At 45.0% G+C, this 22,595-nt stretch carries 23 protein-coding genes and 1 riboswitch; of the genes, 3 read left to right on the top strand and 20 right to left on the bottom strand.

Annotation, left to right across the window (positions count from 1 at the left end; translation table 11 throughout):
- Positions 1-20: 20 nt before the first annotated feature.
- Positions 21-1,088 carry a pyruvate dehydrogenase (acetyl-transferring) E1 component subunit alpha gene (gene pdhA / locus MKY85_RS17190; RefSeq protein WP_017688072.1) on the bottom strand — a complete coding sequence of 356 codons (1,068 nt, stop codon included), beginning with the start codon at positions 1,086-1,088 and terminating at the stop codon, positions 21-23.
- Between the two features lie 256 nt (positions 1,089-1,344).
- On the opposite strand from pdhA, the gene MKY85_RS17195 reads away from it, so the two are divergent.
- Positions 1,345-2,079 carry an alpha/beta hydrolase-fold protein gene (locus tag MKY85_RS17195; protein WP_253437164.1) on the top strand — a complete coding sequence of 245 codons (735 nt, stop codon included), beginning with the start codon at positions 1,345-1,347 and terminating at the stop codon, positions 2,077-2,079.
- A 167-nt stretch (positions 2,080-2,246) separates the two neighbouring features.
- Here the strand turns inward: MKY85_RS17195 and MKY85_RS17200 are convergent, their stop codons facing one another.
- Positions 2,247-2,717, bottom strand: coding sequence for a low molecular weight protein-tyrosine-phosphatase (locus MKY85_RS17200; protein ID WP_342570282.1), 471 nt, complete (start codon positions 2,715-2,717; stop codon positions 2,247-2,249).
- A gap of 1 nt (position 2,718) precedes the next feature.
- Complete coding sequence (locus MKY85_RS17205) at positions 2,719-3,420, bottom strand: trimeric intracellular cation channel family protein (protein ID WP_339255833.1); 702 nt, start codon at positions 3,418-3,420, stop codon at positions 2,719-2,721.
- 182 nt (positions 3,421-3,602) lie between these two features.
- Here MKY85_RS17205 and MKY85_RS17210 point away from each other — a divergent pair, with 182 nt between their 5' ends.
- The gene (locus tag MKY85_RS17210) at positions 3,603-4,244 is read left to right on the top strand and encodes a thiamine diphosphokinase (protein WP_342570283.1); all 642 of its coding nucleotides are present in this window, start codon (positions 3,603-3,605) and stop codon (positions 4,242-4,244) included.
- Positions 4,245-4,537: 293 nt separating this feature from the next.
- Complete coding sequence (locus tag MKY85_RS17215; protein ID WP_342570284.1) at positions 4,538-5,038, top strand: C40 family peptidase; 501 nt, start codon at positions 4,538-4,540, stop codon at positions 5,036-5,038.
- A 117-nt stretch (positions 5,039-5,155) separates the two neighbouring features.
- On the opposite strand, the gene MKY85_RS17220 is transcribed toward MKY85_RS17215, so the two are convergent.
- The 17 genes from MKY85_RS17220 to MKY85_RS17300 form a co-directional block, all read right to left on the bottom strand.
- Complete coding sequence (locus MKY85_RS17220) at positions 5,156-5,860, bottom strand: response regulator transcription factor (RefSeq protein WP_342570286.1); 705 nt, start codon at positions 5,858-5,860, stop codon at positions 5,156-5,158.
- A gap of 119 nt (positions 5,861-5,979) precedes the next feature.
- Entirely contained in the window at positions 5,980-7,035 is a 1,056-nt protein-coding gene (locus MKY85_RS17225; RefSeq protein WP_342570288.1) for a ThiF family adenylyltransferase, read from the bottom strand.
- The gene (locus MKY85_RS17230) at positions 7,032-7,799 is read right to left on the bottom strand and encodes a thiazole synthase (protein ID WP_342573410.1); all 768 of its coding nucleotides are present in this window, start codon (positions 7,797-7,799) and stop codon (positions 7,032-7,034) included. The genes MKY85_RS17225 and MKY85_RS17230 overlap by 4 nt, the downstream gene beginning before the upstream one ends.
- Before the next feature lie 2 nt (positions 7,800-7,801).
- Positions 7,802-8,005, bottom strand: coding sequence for a sulfur carrier protein ThiS (gene thiS / locus MKY85_RS17235; RefSeq protein ID WP_342570290.1), 204 nt, complete (start codon positions 8,003-8,005; stop codon positions 7,802-7,804).
- Positions 8,002-9,237: a glycine oxidase ThiO gene (gene thiO, locus MKY85_RS17240; protein ID WP_342570292.1), complete on the bottom strand. Its 1,236-nt coding sequence runs from the start codon at positions 9,235-9,237 to the stop codon at positions 8,002-8,004. Before thiO ends, thiS begins: the two co-directional genes overlap by 4 nt.
- A 14-nt stretch (positions 9,238-9,251) precedes the next feature.
- Positions 9,252-9,947, bottom strand: a complete 696-nt coding sequence (locus tag MKY85_RS17245) for a thiamine phosphate synthase (protein ID WP_342570293.1) — start codon at positions 9,945-9,947, stop codon at positions 9,252-9,254.
- 193 nt (positions 9,948-10,140) lie between these two features.
- A riboswitch (TPP riboswitch) is annotated at positions 10,141-10,250 on the bottom strand.
- A gap of 75 nt (positions 10,251-10,325) precedes the next feature.
- A complete protein-coding gene (locus tag MKY85_RS17250; protein WP_342570294.1) occupies positions 10,326-11,876 on the bottom strand; it encodes an ABC-F family ATP-binding cassette domain-containing protein in 1,551 nt (516 codons plus the stop codon).
- Positions 11,877-12,013: 137 nt separating this feature from the next.
- Positions 12,014-12,997, bottom strand: coding sequence for a hypothetical protein (locus MKY85_RS17255; RefSeq protein ID WP_342570295.1), 984 nt, complete (start codon positions 12,995-12,997; stop codon positions 12,014-12,016).
- Positions 12,984-13,535, bottom strand: a complete 552-nt coding sequence (locus MKY85_RS17260) for a hypothetical protein (RefSeq protein WP_342570296.1) — start codon at positions 13,533-13,535, stop codon at positions 12,984-12,986. Before MKY85_RS17260 ends, MKY85_RS17255 begins: the two co-directional genes overlap by 14 nt.
- Positions 13,532-13,930 carry a hypothetical protein gene (locus tag MKY85_RS17265; protein ID WP_342570297.1) on the bottom strand — a complete coding sequence of 133 codons (399 nt, stop codon included), beginning with the start codon at positions 13,928-13,930 and terminating at the stop codon, positions 13,532-13,534. Before MKY85_RS17265 ends, MKY85_RS17260 begins: the two co-directional genes overlap by 4 nt.
- Positions 13,931-13,946: 16 nt before the next feature.
- A complete protein-coding gene (locus MKY85_RS17270) occupies positions 13,947-14,432 on the bottom strand; it encodes a hypothetical protein (protein ID WP_062834890.1) in 486 nt (161 codons plus the stop codon).
- A 62-nt stretch (positions 14,433-14,494) separates the two neighbouring features.
- A complete protein-coding gene (locus tag MKY85_RS17275) occupies positions 14,495-16,561 on the bottom strand; it encodes a hypothetical protein (protein WP_339234502.1) in 2,067 nt (688 codons plus the stop codon).
- A complete protein-coding gene (locus tag MKY85_RS17280) occupies positions 16,551-18,377 on the bottom strand; it encodes an ATPase, T2SS/T4P/T4SS family (RefSeq protein WP_342570298.1) in 1,827 nt (608 codons plus the stop codon). The genes MKY85_RS17275 and MKY85_RS17280 overlap by 11 nt, the downstream gene beginning before the upstream one ends.
- 7 nt (positions 18,378-18,384) lie before the next feature.
- Entirely contained in the window at positions 18,385-19,215 is an 831-nt protein-coding gene (locus MKY85_RS17285; protein ID WP_342570299.1) for a hypothetical protein, read from the bottom strand.
- On the bottom strand, positions 19,212-19,925 hold the full coding sequence (locus tag MKY85_RS17290; protein ID WP_339234509.1) for a hypothetical protein: 714 nt from the start codon (positions 19,923-19,925) through the stop codon (positions 19,212-19,214). Before MKY85_RS17290 ends, MKY85_RS17285 begins: the two co-directional genes overlap by 4 nt.
- Before the next feature lie 84 nt (positions 19,926-20,009).
- Positions 20,010-21,029: an SAF domain-containing protein gene (locus MKY85_RS17295; RefSeq protein ID WP_342570300.1), complete on the bottom strand. Its 1,020-nt coding sequence runs from the start codon at positions 21,027-21,029 to the stop codon at positions 20,010-20,012.
- 26 nt (positions 21,030-21,055) lie between these two features.
- A complete protein-coding gene (locus tag MKY85_RS17300; RefSeq protein WP_342570301.1) occupies positions 21,056-22,534 on the bottom strand; it encodes a serine/threonine protein kinase in 1,479 nt (492 codons plus the stop codon).
- Between the last annotated feature and the right edge of the window lie 61 nt (positions 22,535-22,595).

The raw sequence follows: 22,595 nt of genomic DNA on the forward strand, positions 1-22,595 counted from the left end.
TATGCTTTATCGGAAAAAACTTATTGGAAATCAGCTTTTTGCTCTTCCAAGTGCTTAGGCGTTTGTTCGAACATGCTGTCGATCAAGCCCGAAATCGTCATTTTCTCGGTTTTTTCCGCTTTTTTGATTTCTTCATTTACTTTAGCTTTTGCTTCTTCTTTCACACGTGCTGTATCTTCTTCAGTCCAAAGACCTTTTTTCTCCAGATATTTAGCGAAACGTGCGATCGGATCTTTAGCAGACCATTCAGCCTCTTCTTCTTTTGTACGATACTTGGAAGCATCATCCGAAAGGGAGTGAGGGCGGAAACGGTATGTTACTGCTTCGATCAATGTTGCGCCTTCTCCGTTACGTCCGCGTTCAGCAGCTTCCTGAACAGCTTTGATAACAGCGAAGATGTCCATACCGTCAACTTTAACACCTTTGATTCCTGCTGCTACCGCTTTGTGAGCGATGGACAGAGCTGCTGTTTGTTTAGCAAAAGGAGTTGTGATGGCATAACCATTGTTTTGTACGAAGAAAATCACAGGCAGTTTGTATACACCAGCGTAGTTCAGACCTTCATAGAAGTCACCTTCAGAAGAACCGCCATCACCTGTGTACGTGATAACAACTTGTTTTTGTTTCTTCAATTTGTAACCCATAGCGATACCCATTGCATGCAGAATTTGTGCACCAATGATAATTTGTGGCATCAATACATTAACGCCATCTGGAATTTGTCCACCATGTTGGTGTCCACGGGAGTACAAGAATGCTTGATAAAGAGGAAGTCCATGCCATACGAGTTGCGGAATGTCACGATAGCCAGGACATACAAAGTCTTCTTTTTCAATTGCAAATTCACTACCAACCATTGTAGCTTCTTGACCAGATACTGGAGCATAGAAACCAAGACGACCTTGACGGCCTAGGTTTACTGCACGGTCATCCCAAGTACGGGTAAATACCATGCGGTACATAATTTCTTTTAATTGATCATCGGAAAGTGTAGGCATCATGTCTTTGTTAACAATTTCGCCGTCAGGAGACAGCACGGACAGAGCTTCTACATCCTCTGTATACACTTCATAAGGAACCTTGCTCATTTTTTTCTTCACCTCAACAAAAAATTTGAATATCAAGTTCCGCTGTTATAATATTATTATACACCTGTTTCACTCCATACGTCAAAGAAATCCGTAATTTTTTTATGTTTCCTGTCGGATTGTATGTATAACAGGGGCTTAATATTGGTATAACAGCATAATACATGATTGCGTGTTTGACCTAACCCCGCACAAGGGTAATCTTACCGTATTGCGCGGTCGAATGCAAAAAATTAACCGAGAAAGGTGACGTTTTATGACGGATTCCCGCTATTTGAAACGCACGATTGTGAAGGAAGAGATTGAAAGTCGCTATCTCGGAGAGAAGCGAACGCTCCGTATTTATCTTCCTCCGGGCTATAACGAATTACTTAGCTACCCTGTCGTATATTGTCAGGATGGTGAAGAGTTTTTCAATTTCGGTCGAATTGCCACAACAGCTAACCGAATTATTTTGGACGAAGGAGCTGAACCTTTCATTATTGTAGGTGTTCAGGTCGATGTGTCTGTGAGAACGCAGGAATATGCTCCATTCGGAGATCGGTTCAAGGCATATACCGCTTGCTTCGCTGAAGAGATTATTCCCTATATAGAAGAGAAATATCCTGTGCGCCGTTCTCCGCAGGAACGTATTCTTGCCGGAGACTCACTAGGTGGCAGTGTTTCGCTTCATCTTGCTCTGTTATATCCGGATCTGTTCACACGTGTAATCAGCATGTCTGGTGCCTTCTATTCTGCTTCTCAAGAAATCTATGCTGCAGCCGAAGATCTGTCCTGGCTCTCGATCTGGATGATCGTTGGTTTGCAGGAAACTGCATTCAAGGCAGACACCGGTACATATAATTTCGTTCAATTAAACCGGGATACGCGTGATTTGCTGGAAAAACGTGGCGCTCTCGTCTCCTATCAGGAGAAAGACGGGAACCACCAATGGGGTTTTTGGCAGAATGAATTGCCAGATGCATTGTTATATTTTCTTCAGGAAAGATAAAAATTGGATCACTTCAACAGGCGGCTGAAATGCCGCTTTTGTTTTGCGCCATAATGATACCGCTTACAATTGTAATCTAAAAAAGAAGCAGGATTCCCTGCCTGGTTAAATGCCCACTCCTGCTTCTTTGTCCGATTACAAGTGAAATATCAGTTCACGTTTAGTTACTAGGCTATGGAATGTTCCTTTTTAATCTTACTCAACAGAACGTCGCAGCCTGCGTTAACCAGCTCGTACACCTCTTCAAAATTGCCAGTGTAGTACGGGTCAGGTACTTCCCTGAGTTTTTCCTCCGGAAGCATGTCCATAAACTTGATGATTTCCGCCTCAGCTCCGCCTGGAACGTTGCGTACATTATCTGCATTCGAATTATCCATACACACAATATAATCAAATTGATCAAAGTCTTCGCTGGCGAATTGTCTCGCTGCCATGTTGGCATAAGAAATCTGGTATGAATCCAGCAATTTTCGAGTCCCTTCATGCGGAGGTTTACCAACGTGCCAGTTCCCCGTACCCGCTGAGTCCACACGAATCTGGTGTTCAAGCCCATTCTCCAGGAGTTTGTGGCGAAGAACTGCTTCAGCCATAGGTGATCTACATATATTGCCCAGACATACAAATAAAACGCGAATCATATTAATCCCCCTTGCTTAACGTACCTTGAAGTACCGACGATGTTGGCTGTGTTACAATGCTTTCCGGCTGAGGACCGATGTTTCCCGTCTCGGATGGCACCAGCGAACGGCGTGGCAGTTTCCATTTATAATGTACAGAACACATTCGGAAAAACACAACAGCCGCGAAACATAACAATAATCCGGCATTCGTTGTTAACCAGCCCATACCTATGACAAAACCGGCTGTCATTGCCCATACAGCATAGATTTCATCTCGCAATACAAGCGGCTTGCGTCCTGCAAGCACATCACGAATAACGCCCCCGCCAATCCCTGTCATTACAGCCGCTACAATAACTGCGCTAATAGGATGTCCCATGTTTGCAGCGTACAGTGCCCCTTGGATTGCAAATGCTGCAAGTCCGATTGCATCAAACAACGCCTCTGTTCGCTTCCAGTGACTAATCCACTTAAGAGGTAATATAAACGCAATCGCTACAGATACTAAGGCCAACATAATTAGTGATCCCTGGCTCCAGAGTGTAGTTACAGGTATACCTATAAGTACATTCCGAATAATTCCGCCTCCGAATGCCGTGACAAGTCCCAGCACAAGTACACCCAAAATATCATACTCCTCTTCCATTGCCACGAAAGCACCGGACATTGCAAATGCGATGGTGCCTATAATACTGAATACTTCAAAAATGTGTAAGTCCAACCTGTTCAAACCTCACTTTTCAAGTCATCTCCATATCGCTCTACCCATTGTATCCGCGAGCACTGAAATTGTGCAACCACATTTTGTGGATTATACTGGTTTGGTGAATATATTTGTACAGTTTCCTACAACATATCTGAACAACGAACTATTTTTCTTTGAACTAGGAAGGATGAAATAAAATGACGGTGAAACGGATTGTTATATTTACAGGCGGAAATCTATCTCCGGAATTACTTCAGGAAATATGTGATGATGACATGATCATTGCGGCTGATCGCGGCGCATTATTTTTAATTGAACACGGCGTTCAGCCTCATATTGCAGTTGGTGATTTCGACTCTATCTCCGAAGAGCAACGTATAATTGTTAGTAACAACAGCACAAAGTTCATTACATGCGACCCTGTTCATAAAGATCTTACCGATACGGAAATGGCTTTTGAAACAGCGTTAGATCACGAACCTTCTCACATTCTGATGTTAGGCGCTACAGGTACTCGGATGGATCATACACTCGCTAATGTACATATTATGGTTCGTGCAATGCAGCATCATATCTCATGTGTAATTCAGGACAAGCATAACTATATGACTCTGACAACTTCCAAAGCTGTAGTTGAACACCGTGACTATAAATATGTTTCTTTACTCCCCTTAACTCATGAAGTTACAGGAATAACACTGGAAGGTTTCATGTATCCGCTGAATCAAGCCACTATTCGCATGGGCCAATCCCTTGGCATAAGCAACCAACTCCTAGGCGCTTCAGGTACCGTCACTATCGATAGCGGCCTACTACTAATCATTCAAAGCAAAGATTGAATGTATCCGCATGGCATTTTAATTATTACGTTTTTGTAACCAATGATTTCGATCATAAAATAGATTCATACACAACAAAGACCCTTGAGATTCAAGGGTCTTTTCTATTTCATCTTTATTTATTATTCGTCAATGATTAATTTTTTGACATTTTTAATTATATTTTAATAAACATACCCAAACCATTGTGGCGCAAGGGATTACACTTGCCCATCCAATTTCTAGGCTGTTACAAAGCTGTTATACTCGCTCTAGCAACTTAACGAAAACGAATTTTGGAGGTACTAACTAATATGAAAACAAACATCTTTGTCCAAAAGGCCGTAACCGTCGGGTTGTGCGCTACACTAGGTTTTGGAGCTGTATTAATGACTAACGCCCCTGTCGCACAGGCAGCAACTGCATCTGTGTCCACAGGTCAACAAATTGTTAACTATGGTAAAAAATTCACTGGAACTCCATATGAATTTGGTGCTTCAACAACAACAACCAGAGTTTTTGATTGCTCTTCCTTTATGAAATATATTTTCAAAAAGTATGGTGTAGACTTGCCACGCACTTCCGTTCAACAATCCAAAGAAGGTAAAGCTGTATCCAAAGCCAATCTTCAAGTCGGGGATCTTGTATTCTTCTCTAGCGGTAGCCGTTCTACTGGTTCTAACATTACCCATGTAGGCGTATATGCAGGGGACGGAAAGATTCTGCATACGTACGGATCTCCAGGTGTAACGATCTCGGATCTGAACTCCGGTACTTGGAAGAGAACGTACATTAAAGCTCGTCGTGTACTTTAGAACCGTTTATAGTTATTTAATTTTAACCAGTAAGGGCCGGATGATATGATCCGGTCTTTTCTTTTACCCTTTTTTCACCACACTTTAAACTGGAGATTCATGGAATGGTTGAAATTTCTAAATTTTATCATGAAGCATATAGCCGATCCCACGCACAGTATGAATCAGCTTCACACTTCTTCCCTTATCTACCTTAACCCTCAGATGTTTGATATACACGTCCACAACGTTCGTATCCATGGCATACTCATACCCCCACACTTCCCTTAAAATATCACTCCGGGTACATGCTTCATTCACATGCAACGCCAGAAATTCCAGCAATTCGTACTCTTTTGGCGTTAATGTTAGGTACTCACCCGCACGATTTACCCGCCTTGAACGTAAATTTACTTTAAGATCATGAACTACAATCACTTCTTCACTCTCTTGCGTTGCATTCGCAAAAACACGCAATAGATTTCGTATTCTGGCTAGCATCACGGTCAAGTGGATGGGCTCCTCCATCACGTCATTAGCTCCGTAATCCAGCCATTCCACGATGACCTGAGGAGATGCATTTGAAGTAATAACCAGCAGTGGTATCACCTGTCCGCTCTCTATCCAACGTTTCAACTCTGATTTCTGATCCTGGTTACGGTGTGCATTCCCCTCTTCCCGGTCTACCAGGATGATCAGGTTAATATGCTGCAACGAAGGCTCGACGGATCGGTTTAGTTCAGAACACTCCATTCGTTGCACCTCATACCCTTCAGCACATAAAACGTCGTAAATAAGGCTAACCTGCGCTCCTGTTCCAATCAGCAAAATGGCTGTTTTCACTGTTTTTCACCCGGCCTGTCTCTATCCCCGCTGCGCGTAGCAGTGGTTGGTACAGTTAGCATGCCGTAAAATGAAAAAGTCCATTCCCTCAAGGGAACAGACTTTGTTTCTTTCTTGCTTTAACCAAAGTAACGATGAACGAGCGTACGCGCTTCAGCTGTATCTTTTGTTCCGTGTACGAGAACACGTCCATCCTGAAATACGACCATTCTATGAGCTCCTGTTGTAAAAGAAACCAGAAACGGATTGAATTCCACTTTTCCTTCTTCAAGTCTGTTCAAGCGATCCGCCGTTTGTTGAAGATTCAGATTCATGCGCCGTGCAGGGCGGATCTGAACGGTATCCCTTCCACATAACACATCGGTTTTTTCCAGATTGGACGCAGAAAGATATGGATACGTTGCCGAAGGGCCACATGAAGGACAGTCTTGCTTTTTCGCACCATCCACATTGATGGATATGTATTCGTTCCTCCACACGTCAAATGACAACAACTTGCGTCTCAATGCATTCTCATTGCCACTAAGCAGCTTCATCGCTTCTGCTGTCTGATTCGCCGTTACCATTTGTACCGCTTGTGGAATGATGCCAGACGTATCACAAGTATCTCCACCCAGAGGGACTTCACCCAGCAAACAATTTAAACATGGCGTCTCTCCAGGCATAAATGTGTAAGTGATGCCGTAACTTCCCACACATCCACCATAAATCCAGGGAATACGATGCTTTTGTGCCATATCATTCATGAGTAGTCGGGTATCAAAATTATCCGTTGCATCCATGATCAAGTCTGCATGCTGAATGAGTTCTTCCAGTTCATCTACTCTGACATCCAATACCTTTCCTTCCACATGAACCGTGGAATTAATGGCAGATAAACGTTTTTCCGCAGCCATCGCTTTCGGCATCCGTTCAATTGCGTCCTGCTCTACATATAATTGCTGCCGCTGCAAATTACTCCACTCCACATAATCACGATCCACGATCGTTATTTGCCCGACGCCTGAACGTACTAACGTTTCGGCAATTCCTGTTCCGAGTGCGCCAGCGCCTACAATTAAAACTCTGCTGCCCTTTAATCTGTCCTGGCCTTCCTTGCCAAGTGGCGCATACCTTTCCTGTCTGGAATACCGGTCGGCCTGCTCGGAGGAAATTGATTGTTGTTGATCTATCATGTATGAACCATTCCTTCCACCGGACTACTGGCCGCTGCATAACGCTTCACAGGAATCATGCCTGCCTCATATGCCAGTCTACCTGCCTCTACACCCATTCGCATCGCTCTAGCCATATTCACCGGATTTCCTGATCCGGATACTGCTGTATTCAACAATACACCATCTGCACCAAGTTCCATCGCATAAGCAGCATCTTTTGGAGAGCGCAACCCTGCATCCACAATCACAGGCACAACGGCCTGCTCAATGATGATCTCAAGATTATAGGGATTAATGATGCCTCTACCTGCTCCGATGGGAGAAGCGCCAGGCATTACGGCATGTACGCCAAGCAATTGCAGCCTTTTGGCCAAAATGACATCATCTGAAATATAAGGCAATACGGTGAAGCCCTTTTCAAGCAAAATTTCGCAAGCCTTGTACGTTTCAATCGGATCTGGGAGCAATGTCTTTCCATCTCCGATGACTTCGACTTTTATCATATCACAAAGTCCCGAAGCCCGCGCAAGCTCGGCGATCCGCACTGCCTCTTCCGCAGTGGAAGCCCCGGCCGTATTCGGAAGAAGCGTGTATTGATCCAGATCCAATGTATCCAGGAAATGCTTCTGGTTACGTTGCTCCAGATTCAGACGACGAACAGCAAAGGTTAAAACTTCCGTTCCAGAAGCATCCACAGCCTGACTCTGCACTTCAAAATCCGAAAACTTGCCTGTTCCGAGCAATAATCTGGACTCAAACGTATATTTACCAATGTTCAACATCATCAACCGCCTCCTACAAAATGTACAATCTCGATTCGATCGCCTTCTCTTAATGCCGTTGACTTGTGATACTCACGCGTTAAGATATGCCTGTTCAGCTCAACAACTACAGTCTTGACTTGCAGGTCAAACGATTGGAGCAGTTTATCCACACGATTTAATCTGTCTTCAATCTCCATCCGTTGTCCATTAACAATGATATTCACTGCACCACTCCCTTTCTGTTCAAACGCTCTGGATTCAGCGCTTCAATTCCGAGTTCTTCTGAGCTTTTGCCAGTGATTAACTCCGCGATAAGCCTGCCTGTTATCGCACTTAGCAAAATACCATTACGGTAATGCCCAAAGGCAGCGAACAGTCCAGGTATACTCTTGCATGCACCTATATAAGGCAGCCCATCTGGCGTTGCCGGTCTTACACCTGCCCACGCTCGCTTAAATTGCGCTTCTTTCATCCCGGGTACCCAGTGGGTAGCCGCTGTTAGCAGCTTCTGAACACCCTGTACAGAAACATTCAAATCCGTTCTGCCCGGCAGACTGGTTGCCCCGAGCCAAACTTCGCCATTGGCTTTGGGAACAATATAGACATCCTCTGCATAAACCGTTCTGTCAGGTCTGTACCCTGCATGTTCATCTGAGAACTGAACGGCAGCTATTTCTCCTTTTACCGACCACACAGGTAAGCTCAGATTCACATGTCTCATCAATGCTTCACTCTGTAATCCAGCCGCTATAACGACATGTTTGCACGTTACCTCACCGATCGATGTGGTGATCCCCTGCACGCCGTGTTCGTTTGCTTGTACACGTATACCCTGTATGTCCTCTATAAACCGAGCTCCCATGGCTTGAGCAGATTCCGCATATGCCCTAGTTAGATGGACAGGAAGGATTTCACTCTCGTATGGTCTGTAGTAGGCTCCGTAAGTATCTCTGTTAAGCCACGATGCCTCCTGTTGCACAACCGAACGATCCAACCACACCTCATCAGCAGACAAACCGGAATTTCGATTGTTCTTATAGCGGTTTAATTCACTGTATGATCGAAAAGGGGTCAAGAATCCATGGCGTTGCAGCCCAACCTCTACCCCACTAAGGGTATCCATTAGCACTTGTTGCTCAATAAGTAACTGTCTACTCTGCCTGCCAAGCTTAGCCATCAAAGGATGAGCAAAATCCTCACTATCTGGCGCCAGCATTCCAGCCGCTGCGCAAGAAGTGCCTCCCGCAATTGCGGAACGCTCCAGCAACAAAACATCCTGTCCCCGGGAAGCAAGCTCATACGCAATGGCACAACCAACAACACCTCCGCCTACAATAATGGTTTCTGCATGAATCTTATCCGGATTATCAGTTACACTTTTGCTTCTTGATTCCGTTTCAGAGTTCAGTTGATGACTGAAATGATTCCTGTTCTGACCCGTTACGATCTCATTCATCCTCTCATCTCCTTTCACCGGCTTAGACTTCCTGTAGCAACGATAGCGTGCCTTAGTGATGCAGCTGCCCGATCCGGGGAATCGCTCGACCATACATTTGAGATCACGGCAACTCCCTGTGCCCCTGTAGCGCGAATCGCTTGAATATTTCCCGGCTCTATGCCTCCGATCGCGATGACAGGAATGGAGACACCTCTGCATACTTCATCAAGAGCATATAATCCTCTTGGTTCTAGATCTGGCTTGCTGTTGGTCGCGAAGACATGCCCAAAGAAAAGGTAATCAGCTCCCTGTTCTTCAGCGATTTTTGCCTCATCGATGGAATGAACAGATACACCCAGACGAAGTCGCTGCATTTTGCTTATGACAGCAGGGTTGTATTTACGTATCGCATCTTGCCCCCAATGAACACCGCCATAAAGATCAATCTGTGAAGGCAGTTCTGAACCATTGATAACGATGCGACAAGATGGAATATTAACATTACGCAGACTTTCAGCCCAGCCGATCTTGCCTTGCCATGTAAGTTGTTTCTCTCGTATGTGAATATAGTCCACCCATGGCCAAACGTCCTTGGCTGCTTTTACAAAAGATGCTCGATCTCCTGCACCCGCAGATACAACATGCAATTCAAATGATTCGTGAACATGCTCATGGAAAATTGCGGTACCCTCCCTCTCCTTCCAGGCGTGAATGCTATGAAAACACAAAAAAAGCCACTCCCGTAGGGGAGTGGCTGCGTATGAATTATAGGATCAGATCACTGACTGATGCATACAGTTCATTTCGTGCAGTACAGCTAAAGGCCTATAGCCTTAACGTTATACACGCAACTGCATGTTTCAATTCGCTTAGCAGACGGTTGAAATCTTTTCGAGTTGCCGTTTGCTCACGTCATTCACTGAAACGCGCTCGCCACTTCCCTACGCTGGTATGATCCAGATCAGGTGCAAAGGGTCCGGAATCGCATTCTTCCATCTCAGCCGCATCGTGCGGCCCCCCTAGTGTTCATATGAAGTTGTAGCCTATGTTACCATAGACGGATTTTTTTGTCACCGTCATTTCTGTTAAACATGGTCTCAAATCATCTAGTTTTTCTCAGACCATTCTTCGACATTCCATGTTTTGGTGACCCAACCCTCGTAAAAATCAGGTTCATGAGATACCAGTAACACCGTTCCCTTAAATTCTTGCAAGGCACGCTGCAACTCCGCTTTGGCAGTGACATCCAAATGGTTTGTCGGCTCATCGAATAAAATCCAGTTGCTTTCGCGCATCAGGAGTTTGCATAAACGAACCTTGGCTTGTTCTCCACCACTCAGCATGTTGAGTGGACGAGTAATGTGCTCATTCTTTAATCCGCAGCGAGCGAGATGACCCCGGACCTCATTCTGAGTCAAATGTGAGAACTCATTCCAGACATCCTCGATCGGCGTGATATTTCCAGCACGAACCTCCTGTTCAAAATAGGCCGTTTCGAGATAATCTCCCAAAAAGGTCTTTCCACTCAGTGGAGATATTTTCCCGAGGATGGTTTTCAGCAGTGTCGATTTACCCACACCATTACAGCCTACAATGGCAATTTTCTCACCACGTTCAATCGTCATCGTCATTTTGGGCAGCAAAGGATAGGTATATCCAATTTCAAAATCAATGCCCTCAAAGACCGTTTTGCTACTCGCGCGGGCATCCTTGAATTTGAACGTTGGTTTAGCCGCTTCATCCGGGCGATCAATACGTTCAATCTTGTCCAGCTGTTTCTCGCGGCTCTTCGCACGACCTGAAGTTGAAGCCCGCGCCTTATTACGCTGAATGAAATCTTCCTGTTTCTTGATGTACTCTTGCTGTTTCTCGTATGCATCAATATGCTGGGCTTTATTCATATCAGCCATCTCCAGGAACTTGTTATAGTTCGCTGCATATCTCGTTAATTTGGCAAATTCCAAATGATAAATGACATTTACGACTTCATTCATGAATTCCGTGTCATGGGAAATTAAGAGGAATGCATGCGGGTAGTCCTTTAGGTAACGTGACAGCCATTCAATGTGCTCTACATCCAGATAGTTGGTTGGCTCATCCAGTAACAGAGCTGTAGGTTTTTCGAGTAGAAGCTTGGCAAGCAGCACCTTGGTGCGCTGTCCACCACTTAGAGCTGCGACATCTCGATCAAGACCAATTGCAGACAAACCAAGACCATTGGCCATCTCTTCAACTTTTACGTCAATCAGATAAAAGTCGCCCTGTTCCAGTTGTTCCTGAATATCGCCCATATCTTCCAGCAACTGCTCCAGCTTATCTGGATCTGCATCTGCCATCTGGTCCGTAATATTCATCATTTCTTTTTCCAATTCAAGCAACGGAAGGAAAGCATCCTTAAGCACATCACGAATCGTTTTGCCTGGCGTAAGCTTTGTGTGCTGATCCAGATATCCATAACGGACCTTAGGTGTCCATTCCACTTTTCCACTGTCTTTAAGCAATTTACCGGTAAGGATGTTCATTAATGTGGATTTACCAACACCATTGGCACCAACAAGTCCTACACGCTCTCCGGCGAGTAAACGAAACGATACATTTTTAAATAACGTGCGATCTCCAAAATTGTGACTCACGTTCTCTACTGACAATAAACTCATAAGATGAGGTTGCTCCTATCTATTAGACATTACTTTTATTATGGTTCCGAACCCCTATTCTAGCACAGGTCTCGTCTTTTCTGAAAGTAATGTAAACAGTTCAGGAACTCCTTCCAAGATTTTGTCATGTACGCAAGCTAACGATTAGAGCAGTTATATTCGAAATAGCCTTGTGCAGCTGCTTGTCTTCCGTCTGTGAACACCTCTTCGGCACGGTAACCATTACCACATGTGGAGGGATAGTAGTACTTGATACCCGTTAAAGGATCTACTCCACCTACGATGGCCGTTTTCTTCACAAGTCTGCCTCCACCAATCGCATAATTGTTGATCTTCTGGTCACCAACACCTATACCTTGGATAAAGGCCATAATTCCTGTATCGTTGATGGAGTTGTACCAATCTTCCTGTGCTATCAGGGGCATCGTAAATGTATAGGATACACCGTTCTTTCTGGCAAACTCATTATGGCGATTAATCACATCAGCAAGATCATCCTGCACAGAAGTCACAATCCGGCTTCGTCGAACTTGTTCAAATACGCTGCTATCTTGAAGTAAAGGAATCTGTGTGGTTGAAACCAGTTCTTTTTGAAAGCCCTCCACCCATCTCCCTGCGCTTGCGTCGTAGGCATAGACATAGTCGTCCAATGTAAAGTTAATACTGTTACCGTATGAATCTGAATATGTATAAGGTTTCTTGGGACTCCATACTTGCCTGAAAGAATCTTCCCGGTTACCTGTCAACTCTGTTTCTGTGGACATCATATAATAGCCATCGTAATCCAGAATAACCACGGCAGGAATGTAATTAAACATGTTTCGAATAGCTGCGGCATCATCCTGAATCCCCATATTCAAAGCCATCGTCTGAGTAAACGTCAACAAGGCAAGCTCCTTATCCGCTTTAACAAACTTGGTTGAATCATAACCTGCTTCATCACTTTGTTTCTCATTTTGATGCATAACTGCACCTGCATCCATCACTGCGGTTTGAAGTGCAGATCTGTATCGATGTCCAAGAAAGTTAGCCTCTTCGGCATCTTGGGTATGGAGTGAGATGATCCAGAAGAGCGGGAAGAAGATCAGCACGAATACTATGGATAGCTCAGTAATCTTCATTGAGGACCATACCTCCGTAGGTTACAAATACCGCTGAGGCCTGAGCCGTACCACTAAGCCATTCACGAATGAGCATGGAAGGTGTACGGTTTGTATTTTGGAGCGTCACGGTAAAAAAATCTCCTGTTGTCAACTTGTATCTTCGACCAGGATCATCAGCCGGAATCACACTTGAGGTAGGGAATAGTCTCTCTCGAATCTGAGCTGCATAATATCCATCCTGTACAACCTCGTACGTCCCAGTAAAACTATTAATGTTCAACGGGTCCGTATAATGAGGTACATATTTCTTATGTAAATGTTCCATCGACACCTCATACACATTGCCCGTCTGAGCCAGTTGCTCCTCAAACTCAGCCAACATTCGAGGTGAAATATACCCTTTCGTGCGGACTGCATCGACAAAACGTGTTACATTCTGTATAGCCGTCATACGTGCTATATCATCCTGCCGATCGGCTGTTTCAGCAGCTGGATACACATAGAGCAGAAGAACTGCGAGCAATACGGCAAGCAACTTGGATGCAGCATTAATCAATTCACACTGGCCTCCTTCCAAAAAACAATCTTGAGCAGTTCTCCAGTTTCATCTCGTATCAACTCTGGTCTGTAGGTAGCATCGAGCTGGACAGGAATAGTCGCTGTTTTGCTGACTAGTGTATCAATCACATATGAAGTCCCGTCTACCTCTACAGGTATGCCTGTGCCTGTCATCTGTCTCACGGTATGTAACACTTCCGCACCACTATACTGAGATGGTTTGGTGGTATGCAATGTTGTTGTCAGACGACCTTCCATGCCTGCTGTTGTTCGTACTCTGTCGTTCAATGAAGCTGATAAAATCTTAACATTCTGTTGCCCGTACAGGCAGGCTGTCATAAACAGGACAACCGCCGTACAAAACAACATAAGATGCTGGGTATTCTGGGACATGTTAAACCAACTCCTGTCAGGATTGCTGGAAGATTAGCCCTCTTACCACGTTGGAGCGGTCTTTTACAATAATGGCTTTGAATTTACCACTTGGATTGACATATTGATTGTCCTTTTCACTCATGGTCTGGTTAATAATCCCCACTTTATCGTCAGGAGCAATAACCGAGCCGTAGTCCGCGTTATTGAGATCCTGTGAAATGTTCAATTGGTTGCCATACCATTGACCCGCTTTATTTTTACCTGTAATGACTTGAATACCGAACTGATCCTTGTCCGCGTATTTACGCAGCGCATTAGTTACCTGTGATCCACTGATCGTTGTTCCGTCATACACCGTGAATGCAGCCTGAGACAGCTCGGTCTGAATATCAGCAAAATTGTTCTGCGCCGTCTTGGTTGCTTCCTGAGCCGAAATAAATAACAGAACTACAATTGTGATCAGAGCGATTGTCAAAAATATCCCTGCTGCTACCTTTAAAGCGCTTGATGCATTGTTCATGATAAATCCTCCCAAGTTATAAATTATTAATATATTTCAGACTGTCACACAGAAGAATTGCGCTACAGTTTCTGAATTTGTTCATAATAGATGTTCATCTGCAGGAAGCTCATACCGACCAATGGTATGACCAGGTACAAAAAGATTAGGGCATACATGGGAGCAAATCCGATGGTTCTCCCCCAGGATGCTTTAACATCAATCATTTTGCTGTACTCCTGCTTGCGTTGTTCAAAATAAAATGCCATCATGCTCTCAAGATCATCAAAGGCTTCACGTATTGAGATTTTGCCAAGGGCAAGCTGCAATTTATCAATCAGTCGCTGGAATTCGGGCAAGCCCGCCTCTTCCTTTAATTGATCAAGTGCAAGCTCTGGCCCATGTTCAAAATGCAACAAACACTTTTGCAGCGGACGCTTGAAAATGACGGCAAATCTATTAAGCCATTCCAATATCTCCTCGACTGACATCCGATCCATCTCACGCAGAATGGATATCACTGTCTGAAATTGATAGATTTCATGCCGCATATCCAACTTTCGCATTTTCCGCTGAAATAACATGAGCCATATGGGCATGTAATACCCTGCTACACCGATGAGAATTGCTATAATCATTTCCCACCAGCGTACATATTGCTTGTTATACACCTCAAGTTTCTGCATGATGCGCATGATGGTCTCACTCTGGGTATCATGGTCCAACTGAACGGGAGATAACTGCTGTAACGCGTTGGAGACTTCTTCGTATGTAGCTCCTCGGTTCATCTCTACACTTTCCAGCACGGATTGATCCAATGCTGTTTTTTCCTCGGCTTTCCTGAGATCCGCTTCAGCCATTGCACCAAACATTCGATCATCCCGGATTGGATCATGCAAGATGTGGTTACGTTCAACCTGGTGCAACAGCAAGATGCAACCCAGTGTAAGGACCAAACAACCTGCGAATAACATCACTCGGCGAATGGCGAGCCATTCGTATTTCAACTCCGAGCTACTCTCCCTCATAAGCCGTATCGTTTGGCTGTACTGTACACTGCCAGGTTTCGCCGCAAACAACATCGCCAATTTCCGGATGAAGGTCTGCCTGTATAGAAACTGATCCAACCATGAATGCTTATGTCCTGAGCGGTAACGAGTTTCATCGTATTGCTGGAGCCTCTGCAGAAGCAAATAAGCAAGAATGATGATGACATAAATTGATATTTTGGTAACAAAACCAATCTTGCTGCGATAAAATTCATCCATCGTTGGAAAACTGACTCTGGCCCAGCGTTCAATTGGAGCGGTGAATAATACCGGGGCAAGCGCGATGATATTAAGTCCTTTAAGCAGGTAATCCAATTTGTCACGCCGCAAAATCTCCAGATGAATCTCCTGTGTCAGGTTCCCCAGTCCCTTAAGATAGATAGACCCTTGTTCTCGGTCCTTATCCCCGAACTCCATGACCATATAGGAAACGCCGGCGAAGCCTTTGAGAAAACGGTTGGGTGCCACTTCATAGTAACGCTCAAGTGCTTCATTCGGATCTGGAGAAGTTAGAGCTTCATAGATCAGTCTTACCTGTTCTGCTGCTTCTCCTGTACCGGCTTCAGCCGCTTCATAAAGTGCTTCCTCAACCATGCCATGCTGGTGATACCGATGTCTTACATCTGCAAAGAGATCCAGCATCTGAACCAGCAACCGTTTCTCCATACGACTGAGGCACATATCCAGCACCAAGCTGTTTAGCACCACAGCACAGAGCACGGACAATATTACAAAAGCGATACCCGGCTGCAGAAGGAACAGAATGACACTTATGCAGCCATAACCTCCGAAAATAATGAGAACCACTGTCATTGTCAGTCTCCGAAGTGAAGGCTCATCTCCCACATGCCGAAATGAAATACGCTTCTGCACTTGTAGAATATAGGCAGATAACAGTGGGACTTTCATTCCCAGGCGGTAGAACTGCAACAAGAGTGACCCCAGTCCCTTGAAACCCTTCGTTCCGGGAGTTAGAATAACCCCGGATGGACTTGTTGGACCACCTCCTCTGCGACGTAATACATTTAAAACCAGAAGTGTGATCAGCAACCCGCCCGCACAAATACCTAAGACGAGGAGCAGAATCCATTTAATTGTCATGCGGATCACCCCAGTGTTGCTTCATAAAATGTCCAAATTTCTCGGCATCCTGCAATGTCATCTGTTCTCGCATATCCAACATGCATTCCGAGGAGATTGGAGCTGTTGCTACATACTCTCCATCTCTGTACTCCACTACATTACGAAATGTAAAACCTGCCCTCTCTTCCACGCTGTCACCTTGATTCGCGCGAGGAAGACATTCCGTAATACGTTCGATATATCTTCGTCCCTCAGCATCTTTCTTCATATGAACATCGAAATTGATGACACTCACAACCTGCTCCTCAGCAATATGCTCATGTTGAAACATGCCTGTCTTGAGTAAGGAATTACGAAGAGAGAAGACCAGATCACGAAACGTTTTGGCATGGTGGGTAAACAGGGTGAACAGACTGGCAACCTGAGACATTTGAATCATCCATGCGGCCACTTCATCACTCGCAACCTCACCAAGAATATTGACGGTACCATCCGTTTTTTTCTGCAAATCTAGCCCTTGTTGACCTGAAATGTGCTCAGTTTCTCGGAAACTCAAAATATTACGTCGGCTATAGATCCGTCTTAATTGAAGTTCGAACGCCATCTCCTGCACCCGAAGGGTGTACGATGCATAGATGTGTTTGACCATAGCCATAAGTAATGTCGTTTTACCAGAACCCTGTGCTCCGGTTACCGCTGTGATCCGGCTTCCTTTCATCAAATATTGAAGCAATGTAATTGGTAGATCTGCGTTGTTACCCGTAATTAATTGCTCAAGTGAAGCATTCGGAATGTCGAACTTCCGGACGAAGAACGCCCACGATTCTGCAAAAGGAGGTCTGACAACAACCACACGGGAACCGTCTTTCATCTCATTCACTTTGTATCCACTTGCTTCTGACAACTGTCCCGGATAATTGTATTTGTATATATTCTGGCATACCCTTTTCAGTTCACGGATGCTGCCGAAGGACAGAAAAGGTAGATGAATGGATTTCCCTTTATAAAAAATCCAGACACTCTCCATGCCGCTGAGCGGTTCTTCATGTGTATCATTCTCCAGTCCTTGCTCCAACAGATCATTCCATGATGCCGGTTTCTGAAATCCAATATCATGAACAGTATCCAACATACCGCTGACACCACCACTAACGCCGTCAATACGTTGGTCCCTTATCTCATCAACAACGGAGAACCCTTTGTAGTGTTGGTAGATACGCTGCACGATGATATCTGTCTTTTCTCTGAACCCAAGCACTCGATATTCGCACTCAAAAACATAGTGAATGTCTTCCTCGGAAATATAATAACTCCCTCCGTCCTCCGTTCCTTCCTCCGTTCTCAGCCTTCCCAGATCGTAGGTATCAATCATTCGGGAGAGTGCATCCACACCGAATTGCTGTCGGTACAGATAAAACACAATTTCGAATCGGTCCTGGATCGTCAATAAATCCGGTTCTGCAAACAAAATGACTTCATCTACATTTGATTTGTTCAGTCCTATGCTTCGGATCAGAAGATCCCCTATCAGATTTTTGACATACGTTTTGTCACTGATACTGCCTGAGACACAGCCCTTCAGCGCTTTTCTCATCTCTGCACGTTGATTGATTCTTCGACGATATTCTTCTTCATGCAGACCTGCATCCGCGAGCTGACTATGACTAAGCTCATGAAGCGAGTTCTTCACCTTCTCAATCAACATGTCAATCGTGAAGGATTCCTGTTCAGGAACACGAGCATTCTTCTCATGAAGAAACGCTCTATACTTGAACCAGACATAAGTCAGGCACAGAATCAAAATTAAACTTATCCATATGGTATTCCAGAGCATTGGAGGTTCAGGCTCCCCTTTCCAGCCTCTTCAGAACTGTGCGCATACCTGCACCGTCCATAATCAGGCGAGCGAGTTCGCTCATGCTTGCAGCAAAGCTCCCTTTACGAATATCCTTATCCTCAGACAAACTTTCCAACTGCAAGTACCTGGCGACATCTCGCCGATTCATTGCATCCAGGTAACCAGTTGTGTACGGTATCGCAGATATCGTACCTTTGTATCTAAACTGGCGCCGAATATTGGAAAGCGTTGCACGGGAGTGAGAATCGTATTTGTTAATGACAACATGCATATTCTTATTGTTCATTCGTGTTGGCAGAATCTCTTCAAAGAACAACTCCAGATTTCGCATATTTTGATCGAGATTAATGACAACATAGTCCGCTTGTTGCAGCTTGAGCTGCAAATCGACACCAGCATGATCCGCATCCAGAAGAACTAGATCATAATACTCGTTAGCTACTTTCAGCAGCTTTTTCACAGTCTCACCATGTTCCTGCGGGGAACGTTCCATCTCATCAATTCTCCCGGTCAGTAAATCAAGTCTTTCTTTCAAAAGTGGCTTGGTATAATCCCTGAGATTGTGCTTATTCAGACTTCCGCTCGAATGCAGCCGTTCAATCGCATCCCAGCCCCCCTCTTCGAAGGAGAACATAAAATCCGCTGAATCCGAATCTTTGGATGGTAGAGCAGCTTCTGTGCCAGTTCCAGCAAGGCCTGCGTTAACAAGTAACACTCTTGTCCTGTAGTGAAGTGCCATCGCATAGGCACTAATTAATGTGCTTGAAGTGCAGCCTGTTCCTGCAAAAGGGCTCCAAAAGGTAATCGTGCTCATGCTCTCATCCTCTCTGCTTCTTTCATCGCACGGCGACTACGAACACTTTCCCAACCTGTTAGCTGCTCGACCACGCGGCACAACGATTTTTTGTAATTTCGTGATAAAGGTCCAAGATGAACTCGGCGATGATGCTCATTCTCAAGCTTAACCGCCGCTGTTAACTCATCCCACGGAAGCACTAAGGATTCTCCTGTCCACACAAATGGACTGCCCTCCAGATATGCCCACAGATAACGAGCTTCAAGTTTGCAATCAACCCCGTTAATTAAGAGCCGCTGAAATGACAGCTCACCAGGCAATGACTGTTCTTCAAGCAACCGCTTCAACCAACCCTTGCCACGTTCCAGATTATAACGCTCATAATCACTCACCCAGACTCTTACATCAGCGCTTAGCCAGAGATTACGTGAAGCAAAATGTGAGGTCTCCATGTCATATAACACATAGTCATAACTGTCCAATCGTTCTCCATTTACTTCTAGATGATTCTCTACAGCTGCTGATGTAACAAAATGACAAGCGATATCAAATCCTTCAAATTCCGTAATTCGCAAAGACTGCTGACTGTCACCTACACCGTACCCATACTTTTGTAGTAAGGTTCCATCTACGAGTAAGACCTTGTTACCTGTCGAAGCCAATATCTTGCAAAGATATAACATCAGATCATTCTTCTCACACAAACCTGCAAAGATCCATGATCGCATAGATGTTATCACTCCCTCCAATTTCTCAAAAACCTTGTTATCTGAATTTCATTCAACTGAACACGTGAACATTGCTATCGGCCTCTACTCTCCGCCTGTTAACAAACTCTGCTGTTCTGTCTGTAAAACTTCAACGGGATCATTAACACTTCCAGTATTAGTTTCTGCTCCTTTACCTGAACCATCATTCCACATCACTGCATCCGATGTTGCAGGATTATTTGCTGATGGACGACTGTTATAGGTAACTGAGGATTGTGCCACATCCTGTTCAACTCCTTTTGATGGGGCTGTCACGGAGGCGGCCAGTGAACTTTCAAGCGAACTTCGCACCTGTCTGGATAACTCCTGTTCCGCTCGTCGAACAATATTCGGATCACTCTCCAGCAGTTTTAATACTTCTGAATTGGCAGGATACGTGGCGATTGCAGGTGTCTGAAACTGTGGTTCTACATAGGTTAAGGCATAGATTGAAGCTTTATGTAAATAAGCATCTACAATTGCACTGGAGAGTGACAGAATCTCTTCCTCCGTCATAGTAATCCATAAGGTAGCTGAATTGAGTCGTTCCACTTTTTTCTTCGATAAGAGAACATAATCCTGCCCTGTCGGGAACTGAATACGAACATCAATAATATCTCCCTTAACGAGTGAGGATGGCAATAATACAACTTGCAGCTCTCGATTTCTTAAATCAGGCGGAGCCGGTGTATCCTCATACACCATCTCGGTAGTAATGGCTGTTCCTTTTTTCAACTCTATTTTGGCCACTTGGCCTTCCATTTGCTTGGTACTGGACCAGAGATTTCGTGGAGCTTGTGCATCTGGAACAGCAATGAGCTTCAGATCCTCCGGTAATATCGGTTCACCTGCTTCAATATCCCGAACCGTGACCCATCCTTGTGCTCCCGAATCCCATTGTTGCTTTAATTCAGCTTCCTTTTCCTCATATGCCGATAAATAACGGGCTTCTACAGCTGACCTGACATCACCCATCGTTTTGACATTATAAATAACATATCCTCCGAACACCAACCCTACAGCGCCTGCTCCGATAAGCCCGGCATAGATCAGTTTACGGCTTTGTTTTCTTAATTTAGACAAAAGAGGCTCTCCTTTCGTAATCTCGTCTAATCATGAACTTTCCTTCTTGAAAAGAACGAACGTTTCTTGGGTTGCTGTCCCATCATATGCGTTAAAATATGAGAAAACACTTTATCCATCTGTGCGTCCTTGTCAAAAGGGTCAATATGTAACGGCAGACCATATACACTCGATGTATCCAGCGTTTTACGAATGCGCTGAACAGCTTCAGTTGCTGCGAGGGGCAGACAATATATCCATTTCTCTCGTGGATACCGATGATGTGATCGAACAAAGGCGCCAATTTCCGCCTGTCTCCATTCGGCACCTGAGCCAATAACAATCGGCAGATCTGCACGCAGAAATTCCTCCAGCCGGTTCTGGTCCTGACCACTACCGAGGTCCATCACGATGAACTGATAGCTCCCCCCAAGCAAAGACAAAATATCTGCTCGCCCGGATTGTTTCCAATAATGCACACCATCCACTGCAAATTGTCTGCCTGCCGGCACCGGTTTACCGGCTTGAGCGATTTGTTGGATTCTTGCAAAGGATTGAGAGCGAGGTGACATTTCAATCACAGCGACTTTAAAGTTTTGCCTTTCGAGATAATGACTGATAGCTATAGCGGTGTGGGTAACCCCTACACCAGATGAAGCACCAGTTAAAGCAATAACTCTTGTTCCGCCATTCAGGGTCATGGTCGCATCTCCACCAGGCGTTATTCCACCAGGTATGCGGAGCAGTTCCTTCCTCACCTCATCCGCAGATTGGAATCGCTCCTCGGCATTATACCTTAACAGTCTTCTCGCCACAGGGATGTACGTCCGTGGAACATCACTCCGAATAGAGCTTTCTACACCTTGAATCCATTCCGTATACGCCCCACCAGTCATAAGATATAGCAGCAATGCTCCGAGTCCATATAGATCTGAACGGGCATCGGTCTGACCCGAGCCATATTGTTCTGGAGCGGCGAAACCAGCTGTTCCCAACTTGACGGTATCTTCTGCACTTTGCGGCTTGTAACTTCTGGCGATGCCAAAATCGATTAATCTTACTTCATGTTCCGGGGTGATCATGATATTGGATGGTTTCAGATCCCTATAGATGACAGGTGGATTCAGACTATGCAGATAACTCAACACATCCAGCAATTGAAGCACCAGCTCCGTTAACTGCTCCATCGGAATTTTCCCGCGGCACTGCTTGAAATACTCACTGAGCGTTAACCCTTCGATGTATTCCATCACCAAGTACGTGTACCCATCTTCATCCGGGACAAAAAAATCAACAATTTGCGGTAATCTTGGATGGCGGAGTGATGTCAGGAGAGCGGCCTCTGTCTCCATGCTGCCTTCATACGGCATAGCCGTTACGCTTTCTTTAATTGCCCATATCTTGCCCGGCAGCTTCAGATCCTCCGCCTCGTATACATGGCTCATTCCGCCTGTTCCCAGAATGGATACGATACGATATCTACCTCCCAGCAGGCTTCCGCGTTCCAGCCTGGCCGGATGTCTCATACCAATTCCTCCTTCAATACACAACAAAAAAGGGAAAACTTCACCGAAGAAGAACAGACCG

The organism is Paenibacillus sp. FSL R5-0749 (assembly GCF_038595085.1).
GTDB lineage: Bacteria > Bacillota > Bacilli > Paenibacillales > Paenibacillaceae > Paenibacillus.

Coding starts and splice junctions, on each gene's coding strand:
- MKY85_RS17300 (WP_342570301.1), bottom strand. CDS start 22,534: ATGAGACATCCGGCCAGGCTGGAACGCGGAAGCCTGCTGGGAGGTAGA.
- MKY85_RS17290 (WP_339234509.1), bottom strand. CDS start 19,925: ATGCGATCATGGATCTTTGCAGGTTTGTGTGAGAAGAATGATCTGATG.
- MKY85_RS17280 (WP_342570298.1), bottom strand. CDS start 18,377: ATGCTCTGGAATACCATATGGATAAGTTTAATTTTGATTCTGTGCCTG.
- MKY85_RS17265 (WP_342570297.1), bottom strand. CDS start 13,930: ATGTCCCAGAATACCCAGCATCTTATGTTGTTTTGTACGGCGGTTGTC.
- MKY85_RS17255 (WP_342570295.1), bottom strand. CDS start 12,997: ATGAAGATTACTGAGCTATCCATAGTATTCGTGCTGATCTTCTTCCCG.
- thiO (WP_342570292.1), bottom strand. CDS start 9,237: ATGAATGAGATCGTAACGGGTCAGAACAGGAATCATTTCAGTCATCAA.
- MKY85_RS17215 (WP_342570284.1), top strand. CDS start 4,538: ATGAAAACAAACATCTTTGTCCAAAAGGCCGTAACCGTCGGGTTGTGC.
- MKY85_RS17200 (WP_342570282.1), bottom strand. CDS start 2,717: ATGATTCGCGTTTTATTTGTATGTCTGGGCAATATATGTAGATCACCT.
- MKY85_RS17270 (WP_062834890.1), bottom strand. CDS start 14,432: ATGAACAATGCATCAAGCGCTTTAAAGGTAGCAGCAGGGATATTTTTG.
- MKY85_RS17225 (WP_342570288.1), bottom strand. CDS start 7,035: ATGATAGATCAACAACAATCAATTTCCTCCGAGCAGGCCGACCGGTAT.
- MKY85_RS17285 (WP_342570299.1), bottom strand. CDS start 19,215: ATGAGCACGATTACCTTTTGGAGCCCTTTTGCAGGAACAGGCTGCACT.
- pdhA (WP_017688072.1), bottom strand. CDS start 1,088: ATGAGCAAGGTTCCTTATGAAGTGTATACAGAGGATGTAGAAGCTCTG.
- MKY85_RS17275 (WP_339234502.1), bottom strand. CDS start 16,561: ATGACAATTAAATGGATTCTGCTCCTCGTCTTAGGTATTTGTGCGGGC.
- MKY85_RS17210 (WP_342570283.1), top strand. CDS start 3,603: ATGACGGTGAAACGGATTGTTATATTTACAGGCGGAAATCTATCTCCG.
- MKY85_RS17230 (WP_342573410.1), bottom strand. CDS start 7,799: ATGTTGAACATTGGTAAATATACGTTTGAGTCCAGATTATTGCTCGGA.
- MKY85_RS17195 (WP_253437164.1), top strand. CDS start 1,345: ATGACGGATTCCCGCTATTTGAAACGCACGATTGTGAAGGAAGAGATT.
- MKY85_RS17250 (WP_342570294.1), bottom strand. CDS start 11,876: ATGAGTTTATTGTCAGTAGAGAACGTGAGTCACAATTTTGGAGATCGC.